The sequence below is a fragment of the Halobacteria archaeon AArc-dxtr1 genome, from assembly GCA_025517425.1.
Lineage (GTDB): Archaea > Halobacteriota > Halobacteria > Halobacteriales > Natrialbaceae > Halostagnicola.
The window spans coordinates 1,024,526-1,041,212 of record JAOPJY010000001.1; the positions used below are offsets into that span (position 1 = coordinate 1,024,526).

General features: G+C 64.7%; 19 protein-coding genes. 10 read left to right on the forward strand and 9 right to left on the reverse strand.

The window, feature by feature from the left end; genetic code table 11:
* Nucleotides 1–55: 55 nt before the first annotated feature.
* Nucleotides 56–1,867, reverse strand: coding sequence for a translation initiation factor IF-2 (gene infB / locus OB905_05250; GenBank protein MCU4925395.1), 1,812 nt, complete (start codon nt 1,865–1,867; stop codon nt 56–58).
* 236 nt (nt 1,868–2,103) lie between these two features.
* On the opposite strand from infB, the gene OB905_05255 reads away from it, so the two are divergent.
* Nucleotides 2,104–2,349, forward strand: coding sequence for a PRC-barrel domain-containing protein (locus OB905_05255; GenBank protein MCU4925396.1), 246 nt, complete (start codon nt 2,104–2,106; stop codon nt 2,347–2,349).
* A 4-nt stretch (nt 2,350–2,353) separates the two neighbouring features.
* Nucleotides 2,354–2,812, forward strand: a complete 459-nt coding sequence (locus OB905_05260; protein ID MCU4925397.1) for an NOB1 family endonuclease — start codon at nt 2,354–2,356, stop codon at nt 2,810–2,812.
* A 27-nt stretch (nt 2,813–2,839) separates the two neighbouring features.
* Here the strand turns inward: OB905_05260 and OB905_05265 are convergent, their stop codons facing one another.
* Complete coding sequence (locus tag OB905_05265; GenBank protein MCU4925398.1) at nt 2,840–4,066, reverse strand: CPBP family intramembrane metalloprotease; 1,227 nt, start codon at nt 4,064–4,066, stop codon at nt 2,840–2,842.
* Nucleotides 4,067–4,131: 65 nt separating this feature from the next.
* Entirely contained in the window at nt 4,132–5,421 is a 1,290-nt protein-coding gene (locus OB905_05270) for a glucose-6-phosphate isomerase (protein MCU4925399.1), read from the reverse strand.
* Between the two features lie 149 nt (nt 5,422–5,570).
* Between OB905_05270 and OB905_05275 the strand changes: the two genes are divergently transcribed.
* From OB905_05275 to OB905_05285, 3 genes are all read left to right on the forward strand, one after another.
* Nucleotides 5,571–6,044: a DUF5812 family protein gene (locus OB905_05275; GenBank protein MCU4925400.1), complete on the forward strand. Its 474-nt coding sequence runs from the start codon at nt 5,571–5,573 to the stop codon at nt 6,042–6,044.
* 89 nt (nt 6,045–6,133) lie between these two features.
* The gene (locus tag OB905_05280; protein MCU4925401.1) at nt 6,134–7,021 is read left to right on the forward strand and encodes a protein translocase subunit SecF; all 888 of its coding nucleotides are present in this window, start codon (nt 6,134–6,136) and stop codon (nt 7,019–7,021) included.
* Nucleotides 7,018–8,643: a preprotein translocase subunit SecD gene (locus tag OB905_05285; protein ID MCU4925402.1), complete on the forward strand. Its 1,626-nt coding sequence runs from the start codon at nt 7,018–7,020 to the stop codon at nt 8,641–8,643. Before OB905_05280 ends, OB905_05285 begins: the two co-directional genes overlap by 4 nt.
* 41 nt (nt 8,644–8,684) lie before the next feature.
* Here OB905_05285 and OB905_05290 read toward each other — a convergent pair whose 3' ends face one another.
* The 3 genes from OB905_05290 to OB905_05300 form a co-directional block, all read right to left on the reverse strand.
* Entirely contained in the window at nt 8,685–9,773 is a 1,089-nt protein-coding gene (locus OB905_05290) for a BMP family ABC transporter substrate-binding protein (GenBank protein MCU4925403.1), read from the reverse strand.
* Nucleotides 9,774–9,843: 70 nt separating this feature from the next.
* Nucleotides 9,844–10,539, reverse strand: coding sequence for a ribonuclease HII (gene rnhB / locus OB905_05295; protein MCU4925404.1), 696 nt, complete (start codon nt 10,537–10,539; stop codon nt 9,844–9,846).
* Nucleotides 10,540–10,575: 36 nt separating this feature from the next.
* Nucleotides 10,576–10,965: a hypothetical protein gene (locus tag OB905_05300; GenBank protein ID MCU4925405.1), complete on the reverse strand. Its 390-nt coding sequence runs from the start codon at nt 10,963–10,965 to the stop codon at nt 10,576–10,578.
* 184 nt (nt 10,966–11,149) lie between these two features.
* Between OB905_05300 and OB905_05305 the strand changes: the two genes are divergently transcribed.
* Nucleotides 11,150–11,986 (forward strand): universal stress protein, encoded by an 837-nt coding sequence (locus OB905_05305; GenBank protein MCU4925406.1) that lies wholly within the window; start codon nt 11,150–11,152, stop codon nt 11,984–11,986.
* 100 nt (nt 11,987–12,086) lie between these two features.
* Here the strand turns inward: OB905_05305 and OB905_05310 are convergent, their stop codons facing one another.
* Nucleotides 12,087–13,478, reverse strand: coding sequence for a tRNA pseudouridine(54/55) synthase Pus10 (locus OB905_05310; GenBank protein MCU4925407.1), 1,392 nt, complete (start codon nt 13,476–13,478; stop codon nt 12,087–12,089).
* 136 nt (nt 13,479–13,614) lie between these two features.
* Between OB905_05310 and OB905_05315 the strand changes: the two genes are divergently transcribed.
* The 3 genes from OB905_05315 to OB905_05325 all read left to right on the forward strand — a co-directional run bounded on the left by OB905_05315 (nt 13,615) and on the right by OB905_05325 (nt 15,346).
* Entirely contained in the window at nt 13,615–14,748 is a 1,134-nt protein-coding gene (locus tag OB905_05315; protein ID MCU4925408.1) for a trypsin-like peptidase domain-containing protein, read from the forward strand.
* 218 nt (nt 14,749–14,966) lie between these two features.
* The gene (locus OB905_05320) at nt 14,967–15,155 is read left to right on the forward strand and encodes a hypothetical protein (protein ID MCU4925409.1); all 189 of its coding nucleotides are present in this window, start codon (nt 14,967–14,969) and stop codon (nt 15,153–15,155) included.
* Nucleotides 15,152–15,346 carry a hypothetical protein gene (locus tag OB905_05325; protein MCU4925410.1) on the forward strand — a complete coding sequence of 65 codons (195 nt, stop codon included), beginning with the start codon at nt 15,152–15,154 and terminating at the stop codon, nt 15,344–15,346. Before OB905_05320 ends, OB905_05325 begins: the two co-directional genes overlap by 4 nt.
* Nucleotides 15,347–15,397: 51 nt before the next feature.
* Here OB905_05325 and OB905_05330 read toward each other — a convergent pair whose 3' ends face one another.
* Together OB905_05330 and OB905_05335 are read right to left on the reverse strand one after the other, a co-directional pair.
* Complete coding sequence (locus OB905_05330) at nt 15,398–15,673, reverse strand: hypothetical protein (GenBank protein ID MCU4925411.1); 276 nt, start codon at nt 15,671–15,673, stop codon at nt 15,398–15,400.
* Nucleotides 15,670–15,852: a hypothetical protein gene (locus tag OB905_05335; protein MCU4925412.1), complete on the reverse strand. Its 183-nt coding sequence runs from the start codon at nt 15,850–15,852 to the stop codon at nt 15,670–15,672. The genes OB905_05330 and OB905_05335 overlap by 4 nt, the downstream gene beginning before the upstream one ends.
* 208 nt (nt 15,853–16,060) lie before the next feature.
* Between OB905_05335 and OB905_05340 the strand changes: the two genes are divergently transcribed.
* Entirely contained in the window at nt 16,061–16,627 is a 567-nt protein-coding gene (locus OB905_05340) for a metal-dependent hydrolase (GenBank protein MCU4925413.1), read from the forward strand.
* Nucleotides 16,628–16,687 lie beyond the last annotated feature (60 nt).

The following is a 16,687-nucleotide window of genomic DNA, read 5'->3' on the forward strand; positions in this document are numbered from 1 at the left end:
CATTTCACAGCAATATGGGGCTGAAAAGCGACGTTCACCAGCAGCTAAAAACCGCCTACTTGCCCCAGAAGGGGTCGCGCTTGCGGTGTTTCTCGAGAAACATGTTGAGCGCCTCGAGTTCGTCGCCGGGAATCTCGTCGGTGAGTTCCTGCTCTAGGATCTTCGCGTGTTTCTCGGGCACCTCGATCCAGAGCTCGTCGTCCTCTTCGATCTGGCGGCCGACCGTCGGCCCGTCGATGGCGACGGAGACGCGGTTGCCGGCGCGGGCCTCGCTCACGTCGTCGCCTTGCTCTTGAATCCCCTTGACCTGGCCGACGCGGGTGGACTCGTTGCCCTCCCATTTGAGGACGTGCGCGTTGGTCTGGATCGTCCCCGAGTTGACCTCGACGCCGACGACGGCGGGATCGTTCTGCCGGAAGACGTGATCCGGGAGGATCCGGAACCGGGCGGGTCGGATGATGTTCTCCAAGATCGTATCCTGCTGGGAGCGCTCGAGTTCGTCGACAAAATCGGTGTACTCCTCGACCAGCTGGTAGATGACCTGGTCGGTAAAGATCCGGACGTCGTCGAGTTCGGCGCGCTGCTCGGCGTCTGCGAGGACGTCGACATTGAATCCGAGAATCACTTGCTGTTTGGTGTCGTCGGCCGTGGAGGCGATCGAGACGTCTCGCGGGGCGATATCGCCGACCTCCGCGCGGACGATCGGGATCTCGGCCTCGCCCAGCGCGTCGGCCATCGCCTCCAGGCTGCCGAGCGTGTCGGCTTTGACCACGACACCCTCCTCGTCGGTGTCGACCGCGATGTCGGCGAGTTCGCTCTCGACTTCTCGGATGACGTCGGCTAGGTCCCGGTTGCGGACGACCCGAACCGGCGCGCCGGCCATCGCGTCCTCGAGGTCGGGTGCGGCGACCTTGATCCCGGCCGCAGCGCTGACTTCCTCGACCTGTTCGAACCGGCTCTCAGTGCGGATTTCGGCGAGCGGGCGGGGCTGGAGCAACGCCCGGACCTCGGTGACGATCGGCTCGTTCTGGCCGCCGACGACGAGGTGGTCGTCGGCTCGGATCGTCCCGTCGTAGAGGACGATGTCGACCGTCGCCCCGAAGCCCTTCTCCTCTTTGACTTCGAGGACGGTGCCGACGCCGGGGCCACCGATGTCGATCTCCATCTCCTCTTTCATATAGCGCTGGGAGAGGCCCATCATGACCGCGAGCAGGTCCGGAACGCCCTCGCCGGTCATCGCCGAAACGGGGACGACGCCGACGTTGCGCTGGAAGTTCTGGACCCGCCAGTAGAGGTCCGCGGAAAAGCCCTCGTCTGAAAGCTGGCCGATAATCTCGTAGAGACTCTCGTCGAGTCGGGAGCGTGCCCGGTCGGACTGGGCCTCGTAGGTTTCGGTGACCGGGGCGTCCTCGTTGGGGTTCCAGCCGGGGACGGTGTCGATCTTGTTGGCGGCGACGATAAACGGCGTCTCCGAGCGCTTCAAGATGTCGAGCGCCTCGACGGTCTGGGGCTGGAAGCCGTCGTTGACGTCGACGACGAGGACGGCGATATCCGCGAGGGCGCCCCCGCGCGAGCGAAGCGTCGTAAATGAGTGATGCCCGGGCGTGTCGATAAAGAGCAGGCCGGGAAGGTCGAAGTCGTCCGGGTTGACGAGGTCGCCGGCGATCTCGGAGACGACGTCTAGGGGGACGGCCGTCGCGCCGATGTGCTGGGTGATCGCGCCCGCTTCGCCCTCGATGACCGCCGAGCCGCGGACGGTGTCGAGGAGGCTCGTCTTGCCGTGATCGACGTGGCCGAGAACGGCGACGATCGGCGTCCGCAAAGAGCCGGGGTCGTGCGTGTCCGAATGGGAATCAGTGTCCGACATGGTAATCCACCCGAGAAGGTCTTGCCTAGATCGACCGGAGGGCCATAGTTAAACCCATCGTCACGCCTCAGAGCGGAGCGGACGGGCTCACGCACCGAATCGGGACAGAAAACGCCACGCACCGAACGAAGATGGGGAACACCCGGTCGGGAAGGCGCTCGCCGATCGGTCGGCGACACGACAGCTAATTGACCGCCTCCATGGTATTTATTAGCGACTAGTCTGAACGGGTATGCATGAGCGACATACTCGCCGAAAACCTCTCGGGGAAGGCCGTCATGGGCTCGGACGGAACCGAACTGGGGTTGCTCTACAACATCACGATGGACCTGAAATCCGGCCGCCTTCACGACCTCGTCATCGATCCCGACGAGGAACTCAGAGACCAAGCTATCGAGATCGAACACGACGACAACGGCCGATTTCGTGTTCCCGTCAGTAACGTTCAAGCGGTAAAAGACTACATCGTCGTCCAGCGCTAACGGTATGTACATTCTCGATTCGTCGGCGTTTATTCACGACTTTCACACGACAGAACGGACGGCGACGATCCCGCTCGTCCGCGAGGAACTGCAAGACGAGAGCGCCTACCGGTACGACGCGATGGAGGGCTCGGGGATGCACGTCCACATCCCGAACGAGGACACGACCGAGAAGGTCGAGCGGGCCGCCCGGGAGTCGGGCGACCTGGAGGTCCTCTCAGAGACCGACGTGCGCCTGATCGCGGCGAGTTTCGAACTCGACGGGACGCTCGTTACGGACGACTACGCGATGCAAAACGTCGCCGAGAAGCTGAACGTGGCGGTCGAAGTGATCGCCCGGGACGGCATCGACGAACAGTTCGACTGGCACTACCAGTGTCAGGGCTGCGGTCGGGAGTTCGACGAGGAAAAAGAGCGCTGCCCGATCTGTGGCTCCGGACTCGCACGGAAGAATCCGAACTGAGACTCTCGGCGCGAGACGTTCCGGCGGTTATCCCAGGAGTACAACGACCAACAAAGCGTTGTACCCGCCGTGGGCCAGCGCCGGAACCAGTAGATTCTCCGTTCGTGCGTAGATCGCACCGAGGAGAATCGAGAGCACGAAGACGCCGAGGAGACTCGCGAGGAGTTCGCTGGCTCCCGCGGTCGCGTAGGCACCGACGTGGACGATGGCGAACGGGACGCTCGTGACGACGATCGCACCGGCGGTCGAGAAGGTGTCGTACAGCGATTTCTGGATGACGTTTCGGAACAGCAGCTCCTCAGCGGGGCCGACGATCAACAGCATCGCCGGAACGATGACCAACAGTAGGTCCGGGTTCTCTTCGGCGGCATCCATCGTGGTGTGGCCCGCGGTTTCGGCCCCAATAACGGACAGCAGAGAGCCGATTCCGATGTTCGCGACGAACAGGACGGCAACGCCCGCGGCGATCCAGAGCAGCGTCCAGACGGTTGGCGCCCGCAGATCGAGGTAGGAGCGGTCGTATCCCTTCAAGACGAGGTAGCCGATCGCGACCGCGCCGAATCCCAGCCCGAACGACAGGTAGCTAACGGTTTGGAGCTGGACTGGCGTAAGATCGCCGACGAGCAGGAAAAGCGGCGCCGCGAGAAGTAGCTGGGCGACGGGAATCGCGAGCTGGCCGAGCAGGCCTACCGCTGAGAGCTCGACGCCACTGACGACGCGCTGACCGAATCCGTACCGAGAGACCCCACCGTAGTCGGCGACACTCGTTCCGGCGGCTCCGCCAGCGGCCAGAAACGCTGTGAACGTGCCCGACAGTGTCCAGTCCACGCCCGGGACGGCGACGGATCCGGTCACGCCAGTCAGTGCGGCGTAGCCGGCCAGCACGACGGTAAGCGCGCTCGCAACTGCACCGATCCCGGCAATCCGTCGGCCGAGAAGCCCGTGGCGCCGTGCGAAACAGATCACGAGTGCGAGAGAGCCAGTGCCGACGCCGAGCCAGATTGCCACGATAGTGGCGTCCTGGCGCGCTGTCGCAAGGAGACCGACCAGCGCGACTGCAGCGAAGAGGAAGCCGACCAGCGTGACGGTGCGGTCGGGCTCCGGGCCGCCGGCTGGGGCGGGGTTCCCATCCGGATCGGTGGCGTCGACGTCAGCCGCCGTTGCACTGCCATCGGGCACAGCGGCAGCGTCGCGTCCGTCGGGAGGCTCCGCAGGCGCGTCGCCGGGGGACGAGTCGTCGGCTGCCCGGTTCATGCCAGTCTCTTCGAGCGAGCACCTATAGGGACACCGCAATAGCTGTCGGCATCTCTCGACGGAACCTAGCGTTCGACGCGGAGAGAGTGGCGATCGTCGAGAGGTTGCTCGCCACGGAGAAGGTCCCGGGTTGCGGTCTTGGCCCACTCCACGGCGGGCTGGTCGAACGTATTCACGCCGGCAAGTTCGCCCGCGAGGATACAGGCGGCTTCCATCCCGTAGAGAAGCGACCCGAGTTCGAAGGCGTCGATGCGCTCGAGTTCGATCCGGACGCTCGGCCGGGAGGCGGCCGCGAGGCTCGCTTCGGTTGCGTCCAGTTCAGCGTCCATCAGTTCCCCGAGCGTGGCCCCCTGGAGGTGAGAGAGCGCCGACGCGTCCGGCTGTGGTATCGCCCGGTCGGGTCGCTCCTGGGGAGTGACGAACGTGACGAGTTTGTCCCGCGGTCCGGCTCGATAGAGCTGGAGCTGGGAGTGCTGGTCGGTAACGCCCAGCGCCCGTGCCGGCGTCTGCCCGCGCTCATCCTTCCCCAAACTTTCGGCCCAGAGCTGGGCGAACCACTCGGCGAAGGTCTCGAGGGATTCAGCGTACGGCATCATCGCGTTGATCCGGGCCCTTCGCTCTTCGAGCGCGTACGCCGTAGCCCCGTAGGCGTAGGCGGGACACTCGAACAGCGATCCGGTAAGCGTTTCGGCCTCGGCTCGCGCGCCCGCAAGCAGTGCCTCGATATCGTGGCCAGAGATGGCTGGGGCGACCAGACCGACAGGCGAGAGCGCCGCGAACCGGCCCGGGACGCCGTCGGGAACGGGCAGTGTCGGCAGATCGTGTCGCCGCGCCAGCTCACGAAGCGGTCCCGACTCGCCGGTGGTCACGATGGTTTGGTCGGTCCACTCGACGCCGGCTGCCTCGAAGGCCTCTCGGACGACGAGGAAGTTCGCCAGCGTCTCGACGGTCGTCCCCGACTTCGAAACCACGTTGATCGCCGTCCGTGAGAGCGGGAGTGAGTCGAGTGTTCGCTCGATCCAGGCGGGGTCGACGTTGTCGAGAAAGATCGTCTCGGTCCCATCGCCCTGTCCCGCTAGTGTATCCACAATCGTCGCAGCGCCCAATGCGCTGCCGCCGATCCCGATCGTGACCAGTGCGTCGACGTCGGCGACGGGTGCGACCGCCTGGCGAATCCGATCGGGATCGGTTCGGTCGGGAAGCGCCAGCGCCGCGTAGCCGTGATCGCCGTCGACACGGCCCGCCTCGATCGTCTCGTGAGCGTCTGCGACGCGCTCGTCGAGACGATCGAGTGCCTCCCGAGAGAGTCCCGACGACGCCGTCGAATCGAGGGCGTTGCCGATGTCAACGTCCATGCACGAGAGATGCCACGGAGCGAGCCAAAGGCGTTCCGGCTCGTTGCGGGCAATGAGTGCCCGCAGAAGGCAGAGGGAGAAGGACAATTCACTGCGACGGAGCAACGAAACACGAAAGCCCAAAATTGCTCGACCGCTTCCGGTCGGGTATGAGCGAGAAGACCGCGACGTTCGTCGTCACCCACGCGGAGCCCGACTCGGCGGTCGTCCGGGATGTCGAGACGGCCCAGATCCACACCCTCTCTGGGAATCCTGATCTCGAGGTTCACGACGTCCTCGAGGCGACGATCGCACCCGAGCCACCGTTGGAGGTGACCTGGGAGTTGCGCGAGGAGGTCGACCGTCGCAGCGTCGACCTGGTCGACAGCGACCTCGAGCCGACGGGTCAGTCGATCGAGCTGGCTACCGCGGCCGACGCCGGCGAAGTAGTACGAGAAGAACGTGCCGGGGCGGGCGAGGTACACGCGATGCGGTTACCTGAGACTGATCTCGAGTCGGCGGCCGCGGACGTACTCGCAGACGAGGAAACCGTCGCGCGGGCAGCCAGACTCGACGCCGTCCGGGTCGAGGTTCGGCGAGCGCCGGAGACGGACGTGTTGAGTGTCCGTTATCTACCGAACTGAGCCTCGGCGATTCCGGCGGTTCCGACAGTACGGGGTGTGTTTCACGAATTGCGAAGGCTTACTTGACGTGACTGCTACAGACCTGATATATGTGGTCTTTCGACGTACCGGCGTTCGATTACACCCGGTACAGCGACCGGCAGCTTGCGGCGGTGCCGCTTGCGTTGCTCGCGGTCGCGCTGCTCATTTTGGGCGGTGCGTACGTCGTGTCAGGAACGCCGGTCGCGCTCGGCACGGATTTTGCAGGTGGATCGGAGCTGACCGTCGAGACGTCGACACCAGAAGAAGAGATTCCAGAGGCGTTCGACGCTGAGCCAGAGTCCATCCAGTCGGTCACCGGCGTGGAGAATCAGTACATCCTGCAGTTCACCGAAACTGATGAGGCCGCGCTGAGCGATCAGGCCGAAGCGAATCTGGAGCCGATCGACGGTGCCAGCGAAGACGACATCGTCCAGGCAGCGTCGAGTACGTCTGCGAGCTTCGGCGCGGAGGCCCAGGAGACGGCACTGGTCGGTATCGCCGCCGCCTTCCTCGGGATGAGCGTCCTCGCATTCTTGCTGTTTCGGACGTTCGTGCCGTCGATCGCGATCGTCGCCTCGGCGTTTTCCGATCTCGTGATTCCCCTCGCATTTATGAGCTTGATGGACATTCCGCTCACCCTTGGAACTGTCGCCGGACTGTTGATGTTGATCGGGTACTCCGTCGACTCGGACATCCTGTTGAATAACCAGATCCTGCGGCGAAGCGGCAGCTTCTACGAGAGCGCGAACCGGGCGATCCGAACCGGGGTCACCATGACGGTGACGTCGATGACCGCGATGCTCGTGATGGCGATCGCAGCGTGGCTGCTCGGTGTCGAACTACTCGCCTCGATCGGGCTCATCCTGTTCGTCGGGCTGTCCGCGGACCTGATGAACACATACCTACTCAACTTCAGCCTGCTTCGCTGGTACAAATTCAAGGGGGTAACACGATGAGCCTCCTCGACCCCATCAAGGCGAACTGGCGGCTGTTGTTGCTCGTCGTCTTCGTCGGGGTTTCCCTGCTGGCGCTGTTCATCCCCGGCGGGCTGATGGCCGACGACAGTCCCGTCGAGGGCGAGGAGGAGTCCGCCTGGACCGATGATCCGCTGAATCTCGAGTACGGGCTCGGTCTGGAAGGCGGAACGCAGATCCGGGCACCGGTAATCGGGATGCACGCCGAGAACATCGAACCGGACGCCGTCGACCGCGAAACCGGTGAGGTCGACTGGGATCGGCTCGATGAGATCGAAGACACGCTCGATGAAGAACTTGGTCTCGAGACCGGGGACGCGAGCGTCGACTTCAACGAAGACTCGGGGACGGTCACGGCGGAGGTGTTCACCGACGAGGTGACCGCAGCCGAGTTCGCGGCGGCGTTACAGGCGGCTGGCGTCGACGTCGACGAGGACGATATCGAGGACGGCGTCACACAGGAGACCCGCGACCAGATTATCTCAACGATCGATCTGAAGGTCAACCAAGCCGGGCTCGGCGGCGGGCAGGTGACGCAGGCGTCGATGGCCGGGCAGTACTACATCGTCACCGAGGTGCCCGACATGGAGCCCGACGAACTGCGCGAGTTGCTCTCAGAGCGTGGCGTCGTCGAGGTCGTCGCCTACTATCCCGACGAGGAGGGCAATCAAACGAACGAGACGGTCCTCGAAACTGACGATATCGCCGACGTCGATCCGCCGACGTACACCGAAGGCCAGGGCTACCAGGTGCCGGTACAGGTGACCGCAGAGGCGGCGCCGGAGTTCCAGGACGATATGAACGAGATGGGCTTTACCAACGAGGGTCGAGGCATGTGTTCGCTCACCGGTGACGGCGAGCAGATCGACTTCGATCACACCGGGGAGGAGTACTGTCTGCTAACCGTCGTCGACGGCGAGGTCGTCGACGCCCACTCGATGGGAGACCTGGCAGACGGGATGGCCGCCGAGACCTGGGCCGACAATCCGTCGTTCTTCATGGGCGCACAGAACCAACAGCAGGCCCAGTCGCTCTCGATCAACCTCCAGGCCGGCGAACTGCGCGCCCCCCTCGACTTCGACGAAGGCGATACGATGACCTTAGAGCCGGCGCTGGCTGACCAGTTCAAGCTCTACTCGCTGCTGATCGGTGGCCTGGCTGTGCTGACGGTCAGCGGAATGGTCTTCATTCGCTACCGCGATCCTCGCGTGGCGCTGCCGATGATCGTGACGGCGATGGCAGAGGTCCTCATCTTGCTCGGCTTTGTCGCGCTGATACGAATGCCCCTCGATCTCTCCCACGTCGCCGGATTCATCGCGGTCGTCGGGACGGGGGTGGACGACCTGATCATCATCGCCGACGAGGTGATGTCGGAAGGCGACGTCAACTCCGAACGCGTCTTCGAATCGCGGTTCCGGAAGGCGTTCTGGATCATCGGCGCGGCGGCCGCGACGACGATCATCGCGATGTCGCCACTGGCGGTGATGCAACTTGGCGATCTGACCGGCTTCGCGATCATCACGATCCTCGGAATTCTGGTCGGAGTGCTCGTAACCCGGCCGGCCTACGGGGATATCCTTCGACGACTGCTCACAGACAAGTAAGCCCCACGCGTCTACGTCAGGGCGCAAACCGGCTGGTTCGGTCAACACCCTCGCGGAGTGCACGACAGGTCGCCGTCGCCCGACGCGAGTTCGTCGGCCGCGGCGTCGATCGCCTCGGAGAGTGCATCCTCGAACTCGCTCTCGGTGACGAACTCGAGGGCAGCCGTCTCGACGTCGAGAAACTGCTCACCGGTGACGCGCTCCCAGTCACCGTCGTGGATGGCGCTTGCGACCTCGGCGGTCGCGACGGCGGGCGTCCAGGTGGAGGTACCGACGACGGCATCTTCGTACACCGCGTCGACGGCGGAGCCGTCGGGACCCGTCGCGATCGCGAACCGGCCGTGTTCGGCGGCGGCCTCGACGATCTGCGTGGCCCCCGGCTCGGAATCGGCGTAGACGAGATCGGCGCCATCATCGTACTGTTCGGTGGCCGTCTCGCGGTATCCCCACGAGAAGCCGTCGTCGTATCCGGTGAGAACGTCGACGTCCGCGTTCGCCCACGCGACGCCCTCGACGTACGATTCCTGGATCGCGAGTGTCGCATCGTTCTCGCTGGCCCCGACGAAGCCAACGGTCGACTCGTCGGGGTCAGTAGCACTGTCCCCGTGCTCGACGGACCCTGTCGTCAGTGTGCCAGCGGCGACGCCGGCCAGAAACGCCATCTCGGTTCGGGCGGGGATCCAGCTGGAGACGGTTTCGCGGTCGACCGGCGTGCCGGAAACGAGCAGCCACCGCTGCTCCGGATAGTCGTCTGCAACCGCCCCGAGAGAGTCGGCGTGGCCATCGCCGACGAGTACGACGAGGTCGGGGTCGTCGGCCGCGAGGTCCTCCTGTGTGCGTCGGTAGCCGTCGTCCTCGGCGTCGTCGACTGTGACGATTTCGGGGTCGAATCCGCGGTCGTCACCGGCGTCGGCCAATCCGTCGCGGGCCGCCTCGCGGAGGTGATCGTCCGGACTGGCCGGGTCGACTGCGATAGACACAGAGAGCGTCGACCCGTCGGAACTCGAGAGGCAGCCGGCAGTGATCGCACAACCGAGACCGGCGCCCGCCGCGAGAACCGAGCGCCGGGACGCAGTTTCGCCACCAGTCTCTCGACCAGTGAACTGGTCGCATCGATGTGTTCCACCCATTGTAAAAAAATCAACACATGAACGCACATAACTGTTCCGCAGCCATCAGATTCGACAGTACACGAGTCAGTTAAAACTGGTCGAGTCCCACTTGCTGGGCCGCCGCCAGCGCATCTGCACATGTCGACCACGATTCGCGGGCGAACGGCGGTAGGTCGCCGCGGTCGGCAACGTATGCGGCGAGAAACGCCCGAGTCGCAGGATCGCTGGGATAGCCGCTGCCGATCTCGTCGTAGCCCTCGCAGGCCGCGGCGAGCGCGTCGACGTGGGCGTCCCGAGCGACTTTCGCGATCACGCTCGCGGCGCCGACCAGCGCCGAATCGTCGTCGGCACCGTGGCGGGCGTCGACGTCGCAGGCGTCGCCGGCGATGGAACAGGCCTCGGCGACTCGACGGGCGAACCGCTCCGCGTCGATGTCGCAGGCGTCACAGAGGACGGTGGTGCCGTCTGGCGTCGACGCGGCAGATTCCCCGCCGTCGACCCCCGCAGCGTCCTCGATTGCCCGGGCGTGGGCCTCGACGGTGAGCGTGTTCATGTCGGTCGTGGGGTCGTCGATTCGTGCGGGGGTGATCTCGGCGACACCGACGTCGATCCGGTCGTCCTCGCGGAGCGCGGCGGCGAGTTCCTCCCGCCGAGCCGGCGAGAGACGCTTCGAATCCGCGATCCCCTCCGGCAGCATTGCGGGCTCTGGAACCCGGACGGCAGCCGCGAACATCGATCCGAGGGCCGGCCCCTTCCCGGCCTCGTCGACCCCGAACTGGTACATGGGTGGGCGTCTGCCGGGAACAGATTAGGTGTTTTGCTACGACTGGCGATCGCGCTCGATTTCGGCGGCTTGCTCTTGGATCTCCTCGAGCGCTTGCTCCTGCTCGCCGCGGGCGAGGCCACCAGATTCGACGTGTCGGCCCCCGTACTGCCAGGACGGAATCGCGTCCCAGACCGAGGTATCGTCGGCATCGGGATCATCGGCGGTCGCCCTATCCTGGTCGCGGTCGGTTGCTGGTTCGGGCTGTGTTGATTCCCCGTTGCGAGAAATCCGTACAATCAGGGCGACGAGTGTGAGCACCGCGAACACAGCAAAGGCGAGGACGAGCGTGGCCCTCACGCCGAGCAGGGAGCCGACGGCGGCGCCGAGAAGTGAAAAAGCGGCCCCCGTCGCGAGCGCACCGTTCAGCCGTGACGGGTGTCCCATACGACGCACAACGGATCGATCCCCGTAATATGTTGTGATAGTGCCACCTATGCGTCACGGGTGCCGTTGATTTTAGGCGCGGGAGGAGGTCAATGTCTGTATCGCTCCTTCGGTTCGTCGCCCGTTTCATGCCGGTTGTAGGCAGCAGGAGGGTTAATGAACACTGCTGCCGAACATCAACCTGATGACCGATCCCGAAACCGAGGGGAGTCTACTCGTTCCCATCGCGAACCCGGAAACGGTCGACCGATTGCTTGATACCGCCATCGACATCGCTCGCGAACGGTCGGTTCCGATCGTCGCCGTTCACGTCGTGGAGGTCCCTCCCCAAATTCCGTTGAGCCAGGGCGACCAACTCGTTACGAACGAAACGAACCGCTTGCTCGAGTACGTTTCCGAGCGGGCGGAAGACGACGGCATCGAGATCGAAACGCGAACGCGGTTCGCCCGCGATACGGCGACGGGGATCGTTGGCGCCGTCAACGTCTACGACGCGGCGGCACTTCTCATGGGATGGCGAGGTCGTCCCCGACGACGCGACGTGATTCTGGGAAGCTTTCTGGACCGCGTTCTCGGAGAAGCACCGTGTGACGTCTACGTCAAACGGATCAAGCTACCGACGTCGTCGATCGACTCGATCTTGGTTCCGATCGCAGGCGGCCCGCACGACGAACTCGCGACGAAGCTGGCGGGGACGATCGCCACGGCTCACGACGCCGAAATCGTCCTCTTGCACGTCGAACACCCCGACGTCAACGAGAAGGCACACGAGGATCACGCGAATCTCCTTCGGGAGCGACGCGAGAAGCTCTCCAGCGAGCACTCTGTGGACGAAACGATCATCGAGAGCGACAACGTCGCCGGTGCGATTACCGACGAAACCACCCATCACGACCTCACAATACTGGGCGCAACGCGAGATCCGTTTCTCAAACGAAAACTGGTCGGCTCCGTCGCACAGGGAGTTGGGCGTTCGGCGGGGAGTTCGGTCATCGTGACTCGGAGCGATCAAGAAGAGTAGTGAACCGACGGGCCACCGCTCGCCCCTGATCGGCACCGAACAGAACGACACGCGATGGCCACCACGATGTTGGCGCTGTTTCACCACCAAATGTGGATCGTCAGCGTGGCTCGTCCCGGAAGTAATCCTCGACCTCGAACGGCTCGGACTCGCCTTCGACGCCGGTCACGTCGAGCGCGGTCACCTCGGCGCCGACGCCGAGCAGCCCGGCGAGACTCGGCTCGGTACGGCCGCCGTCGCCGCTTATCAGCTCCTTCACGTAGAGACCGCCCTCGCCGTGGAGACTGACGACAGCCGTCGTCTCGCCGCTAAGTTCGCCGTCGATCTCGTAGACGGTGCGCTCGCGGGTGAGGCCGGCACGCCGGTGGTCGACGCGCTCGGGCGTGTACTGCTCGAGCGTAGTGCCGTCGAGTTCGGCGAGGGCTGCCTCGAAGTCGGCTTCCGAGATCGGTTCGTCGAAGGTAACGTCGGCCCGATAGCGCTTGCTCGCGTCGAGTTCCTTGACGCGTTCGACCATCTCGTAGGTCGCGAGCCGCAGCCCTGAGACGTCGACGGCACCGCCGGCTGCCTCGTTGATCTCTCGTTCGAGCGTTTCGACGTCGGGATCGCGGAATCGGGGGCGCTTCACTTCGAGGACGAACGGCCGCCCCTCCTCGAGCATCAGAGCGTCGACGTCCTCCCTGCCGGCGCCGTGGAAGGTTCCCTCGTCCCCGTCCATCGCCTCGACGACGTGCGGGCGGACGACCTGTTCGACGCTCGTGTCGTACATGTACCCCGAACCGCCACAGTAGTCACAGGGCTCCTCGCCGGAGTCGGCAAGCTGGACGCCGCTGCCGCCACACTCCCGGCAGGGCCACTCCGTCTGGGGGATGTCCCGCTCGAGTTTGCGGTAGCGTCCGTAGACGAACGCCGGGTTGACCTGGATGTCGACGGCGTGGCTCGTCACAGACGGCTGTGCGTCGTCTGACGCCTCGACGGTGGCGTCTTCGGCACCACCGGCGTCGAGCAGTTCGAACGGGTCGAATGCGTCGAGGTCGATGACCGCGAGCACGTCCGGGCGATCGAAATCAACCTCGGCGCCGGTTGCGGCGCCGACGCGGCGACCTACCTCGCGGTTCATCTCGCGGCTCATCGACTCGCCGGCGTCGGGATCGAGTGTGGCGTCTTCCCTGAGCAGTTCCTCGTTCTCCTCGATCAGGGGCGGGACGCGAGTGCCGACCTGGTAGGTCGAAAAGGAGATCCCCTCGAGTTCGTCGACGACGGTGGCAGCGATCGCATCGAACGTCGCACAGTACCCCTCACAGACCCAGCAGTCGGCCGGCGCGACCGTCTTGAAGTCGGCGTCGTCTTCAAGCGCGATGGTCGTCCGGAGCGCCCGACCGCGCTCGGCGTTTGTCAGCCCGAAGCTGCGGGCGGCAAAGGGGCGGCCCAGGCAGGAGTCGCAAACGGGGCCGGTAGCCGCCAGCCGGCGGGCGTCGTCCGTGATCGTCATGTCCGGAACGTCGGAGGGAGACGGTAACACGCTTTCCCTTCGGCGCGGGTATCTGACGAACTGAGCTGTCCGAGTAGCAGCGGCCTGTACAGCCTTCCCACGGGTTAAAATACGTTCCAGCCATATCCCGTTGTGTATGGACGAGTCGCAGCTCGACCGCCGGCAGTTTCTGACACTTGCGACGGCCGGTGCAGCGGGCGCGATCGCGGGGTGTACTGAGCCGCGAGCAGATCGGTCTATCGGGGGCAGCTCCTCGACGAACCCCGATATCGATCCCGAAAACCTCGCCGACGGCTCCGCGTTTACCGACGTCTACGACGCCGTCATCGATTCGGTCGCTCAGCTTCGCGTCTTCGGTATCGACGATCCGATGACCGGTGAGGAAGGGCAGGGCCAGGGGTCGGGCTTCCTGCTGGGCGACCATCTGGTGACGAACGACCACGTCATCGCGGACGGGACGGACGTAGACGTCCAGTACACGACGGGCGACTGGACAGGAACGAGCCTGGTCGGCCGGGATTTCTACAGCGATCTGGCCGTGCTCGAAGTCGACGACGTTCCCGACGAAGCGGAGCCGCTCTCGCTGACGGAGACACAGCCCGTCCCCGGCCAGCAAGTGGTCGCCGTCGGCAACCCCTTCGGGCTCGAAGGATCGATCTCGACCGGCGTCGTCAGCGGCGTCAACCGCTCGGTGCCGATGCCCCAGCGAAACTTCTCGCTCCCGAACGCCGTCCAGACCGATGCCGCGTTGAATCCCGGCAACAGCGGCGGTCCGCTGGTCGATCTAGAGGGCGAGGTCGTCGGCGTGGTCAACGCCGGTGGCGGCGTCAACATCGGCTTTGCAATCTCGGCGGCGCTGACGAGCCGTGTCGTCCCGGCACTCATCGAGGACGGCGAGTTCGAGCACTCTTATCTGGGGATCGGACTCGACAGCGTCGATCGAGTGGTCGCCGCGGAGAACGATCTTCCCGAAGCAACCGGCGTCATCGTCGTCACCACCGAGCCCGATGGCCCGTCTGATGGGGTGCTCGAGGAAAGCGACGGGGTCACCAGCAGCAACGGCGAGGAGATTCCCGTCGGGGGGGACGTCATCGTTACCATCGACAACACACCGATCCCGGACCGCCACGCACTGGGAACCCACCTGGCGCTTGAGACGGATCCGGGCGATCAGATTGTGGTGACGGTGTTGCGAAACGGCTCGGAGACGGACGTCGAACTGACGCTTGGCTCGCGGCCGCCACCGACGCAGTCGGGTTGGAGCCCATAGCCAGCCAAGAATTGGGTTCGTCTGCGCAGTAATAACCGACTACTGATCAATTGCGGTGAGATTCTCCAGCCAGGGACGGTCAGGATCGGACTATCGTCGTCTGCGTTCCATCTCGTAACTGCATCTGTCCACCTCGTAACTGCGTCTGTGTAGGTCCTCGATAACAATAGTCGAATACGGTCTCGTACGGGTAGGCACCGGACCACGGCCACGTACCCATGAACGACGACTCACCGACGCCCAACGAGAGCAACGGTCGAAAACGACCCCTCGAACGCCGATCCGCGAGAGACGACGAACCGGACGAGTGGCTGGTGGTTCCAGCCAGCGCAACCGAGCACGAACGGCAGACGAACTGGATCGCGGCCGACGAGTCCACGTTCGTCGACCTCGGGTCGGCACGATGACGCTGACAAGGCTCATCACTGCGACGGGGTTCTGGGTGGGCGCACTCCTGCCGCTGGTCTACCTGCCGGTGTTCGTCGCGGGCATCGACTCGGCAACCCGGTTCTCGATGCTACTCGCACTATTGCTGGTCAACGTGCTCGCGCTGATCGTCGGCCACGAGTATCCCGAGACGCGGTCGGCGCGACAGTAGTGCAAAAGGGGTGGTCGCCGGTGTGGCGTCAGAACCACGACGCACTGTCGGTCACGTCGGTGACGTGTCGTCGACGCGTCTGACGATGGTGTCGATATCGGAGTAGGCGATGCTCCCGGCGCCGAGTGGCCGCTCGTCGAGTTCGAGGTAATTGGGCCCCGACTCCTGGGTTCGCAGGCCCGTAACCTCTCCTTCGACGACGGTCCGGTCGTCAGCTGCAGTCGCCTCCGAACGGACTTTGACGATATCGCCATACTCGACGAACTCCGCGATCAACTCGCCAGCTTCGGCCTCGTCGGCCTTCGGCGGAACGGTGAGTTCGGTCACGAGTCCCAGGTCTGTGCCCGCGGCGTCTCACAGGAGTCACAGAGGACCGCTCGATTCCCCTTGTACGTACCGCGTTCCAACTGGCCACCCTCACAGTCGGGACAGGGGCGACCCGCGAGTACGGTGAGGACGCTGGCCCCGTCGTGATCAATCTGGACAGCTGATTGGTGTGTCGCCATACCCATTCTGGCGCCCGTCCGCCGGGTAGGAGTTGGCCATGCACCTGCAACCCCTCTGGGTCGGGGAGTCGATTGCGGCGACCGACCAGGCCGGTGCAGTCATGCGGTTCCAGCCGTGTGAGAGAGATGAGTATGACAATACTAACCACGATCGTGCTCGCAAACGGAGTCGAAGCGGCTATCCTGCTCGGGCAAAAACCGGCGACCGATGTGGCCCTGGGGACACCTCGGCGTAGCGTACCTGCTGTACACCGCCTACACGCACCGCCAGTTCGGTCGGGCGCCGTTGGCGCTGCCGGCGCTCGCACTCGCGGTCGGTTCGCAGGCACCGGATCTGATCGACAAGCCCCTCGCGTGGACGATCGGCGTCCTTCCCGGTGGGCGGACGCTCGGACACTCGCTGCTGTTCGCCGTCGTATTTCTCCCCGCGTGTTACGCGCTCGCAAAACGGTACGACCGTCCCGACGTCGGCGTCGCCTTCGCGATCGGACACCTCTCGCACCTCGCCGCTGACGTCCCGCCGTCGGCACTCACAGGAGATCTCTCGGGCACCGAGTTCCTCCTCTGGCCGCTGCTCGAGGCGCCGTCGGAAGAGCCAGTGGATGGCCTCTTCGACGCGATCTTTACCTACTACGCGATGGGGCCGTACGAGGTGGTCCAGCTGGGGCTGTTCGTCCTCGGCGCGCTCGTCTGGGTCCGCGACGGGATGCCCGGACTGGCGCTGGTGCGATCGCTTCCGGGCCGGATTCAAGAGGCGCGAGCGGAGAACCCGTAGCTCGCGACTCGTCGCTCGACGTCACGGATCGTCGCCCCTATTTCCCCGCCGGCCGAACCG

What these genes read in the sequence shown, in the direction of transcription:
- infB (MCU4925395.1), bottom strand. Translation starts at nt 1,867, where the DNA reads ATGTCGGACACTGATTCCCATTCGGACACGCACGACCCCGGCTCTTTG.
- OB905_05255 (MCU4925396.1), top strand. Translation starts at nt 2,104, where the DNA reads ATGAGCGACATACTCGCCGAAAACCTCTCGGGGAAGGCCGTCATGGGC.
- OB905_05260 (MCU4925397.1), top strand. Translation starts at nt 2,354, where the DNA reads ATGTACATTCTCGATTCGTCGGCGTTTATTCACGACTTTCACACGACA.
- OB905_05265 (MCU4925398.1), bottom strand. Translation starts at nt 4,066, where the DNA reads ATGAACCGGGCAGCCGACGACTCGTCCCCCGGCGACGCGCCTGCGGAG.
- OB905_05270 (MCU4925399.1), bottom strand. Translation starts at nt 5,421, where the DNA reads ATGGACGTTGACATCGGCAACGCCCTCGATTCGACGGCGTCGTCGGGA.
- OB905_05275 (MCU4925400.1), top strand. Translation starts at nt 5,571, where the DNA reads ATGAGCGAGAAGACCGCGACGTTCGTCGTCACCCACGCGGAGCCCGAC.
- OB905_05280 (MCU4925401.1), top strand. Translation starts at nt 6,134, where the DNA reads ATGTGGTCTTTCGACGTACCGGCGTTCGATTACACCCGGTACAGCGAC.
- OB905_05285 (MCU4925402.1), top strand. Translation starts at nt 7,018, where the DNA reads ATGAGCCTCCTCGACCCCATCAAGGCGAACTGGCGGCTGTTGTTGCTC.
- OB905_05290 (MCU4925403.1), bottom strand. Translation starts at nt 9,773, where the DNA reads ATGGGTGGAACACATCGATGCGACCAGTTCACTGGTCGAGAGACTGGT.
- rnhB (MCU4925404.1), bottom strand. Translation starts at nt 10,539, where the DNA reads ATGTACCAGTTCGGGGTCGACGAGGCCGGGAAGGGGCCGGCCCTCGGA.
- OB905_05300 (MCU4925405.1), bottom strand. Translation starts at nt 10,965, where the DNA reads ATGGGACACCCGTCACGGCTGAACGGTGCGCTCGCGACGGGGGCCGCT.
- OB905_05305 (MCU4925406.1), top strand. Translation starts at nt 11,150, where the DNA reads ATGACCGATCCCGAAACCGAGGGGAGTCTACTCGTTCCCATCGCGAAC.
- OB905_05310 (MCU4925407.1), bottom strand. Translation starts at nt 13,478, where the DNA reads ATGACGATCACGGACGACGCCCGCCGGCTGGCGGCTACCGGCCCCGTT.
- OB905_05315 (MCU4925408.1), top strand. Translation starts at nt 13,615, where the DNA reads ATGGACGAGTCGCAGCTCGACCGCCGGCAGTTTCTGACACTTGCGACG.
- OB905_05320 (MCU4925409.1), top strand. Translation starts at nt 14,967, where the DNA reads ATGAACGACGACTCACCGACGCCCAACGAGAGCAACGGTCGAAAACGA.
- OB905_05325 (MCU4925410.1), top strand. Translation starts at nt 15,152, where the DNA reads ATGACGCTGACAAGGCTCATCACTGCGACGGGGTTCTGGGTGGGCGCA.
- OB905_05335 (MCU4925412.1), bottom strand. Translation starts at nt 15,852, where the DNA reads ATGGCGACACACCAATCAGCTGTCCAGATTGATCACGACGGGGCCAGC.
- OB905_05340 (MCU4925413.1), top strand. Translation starts at nt 16,061, where the DNA reads ATGTGGCCCTGGGGACACCTCGGCGTAGCGTACCTGCTGTACACCGCC.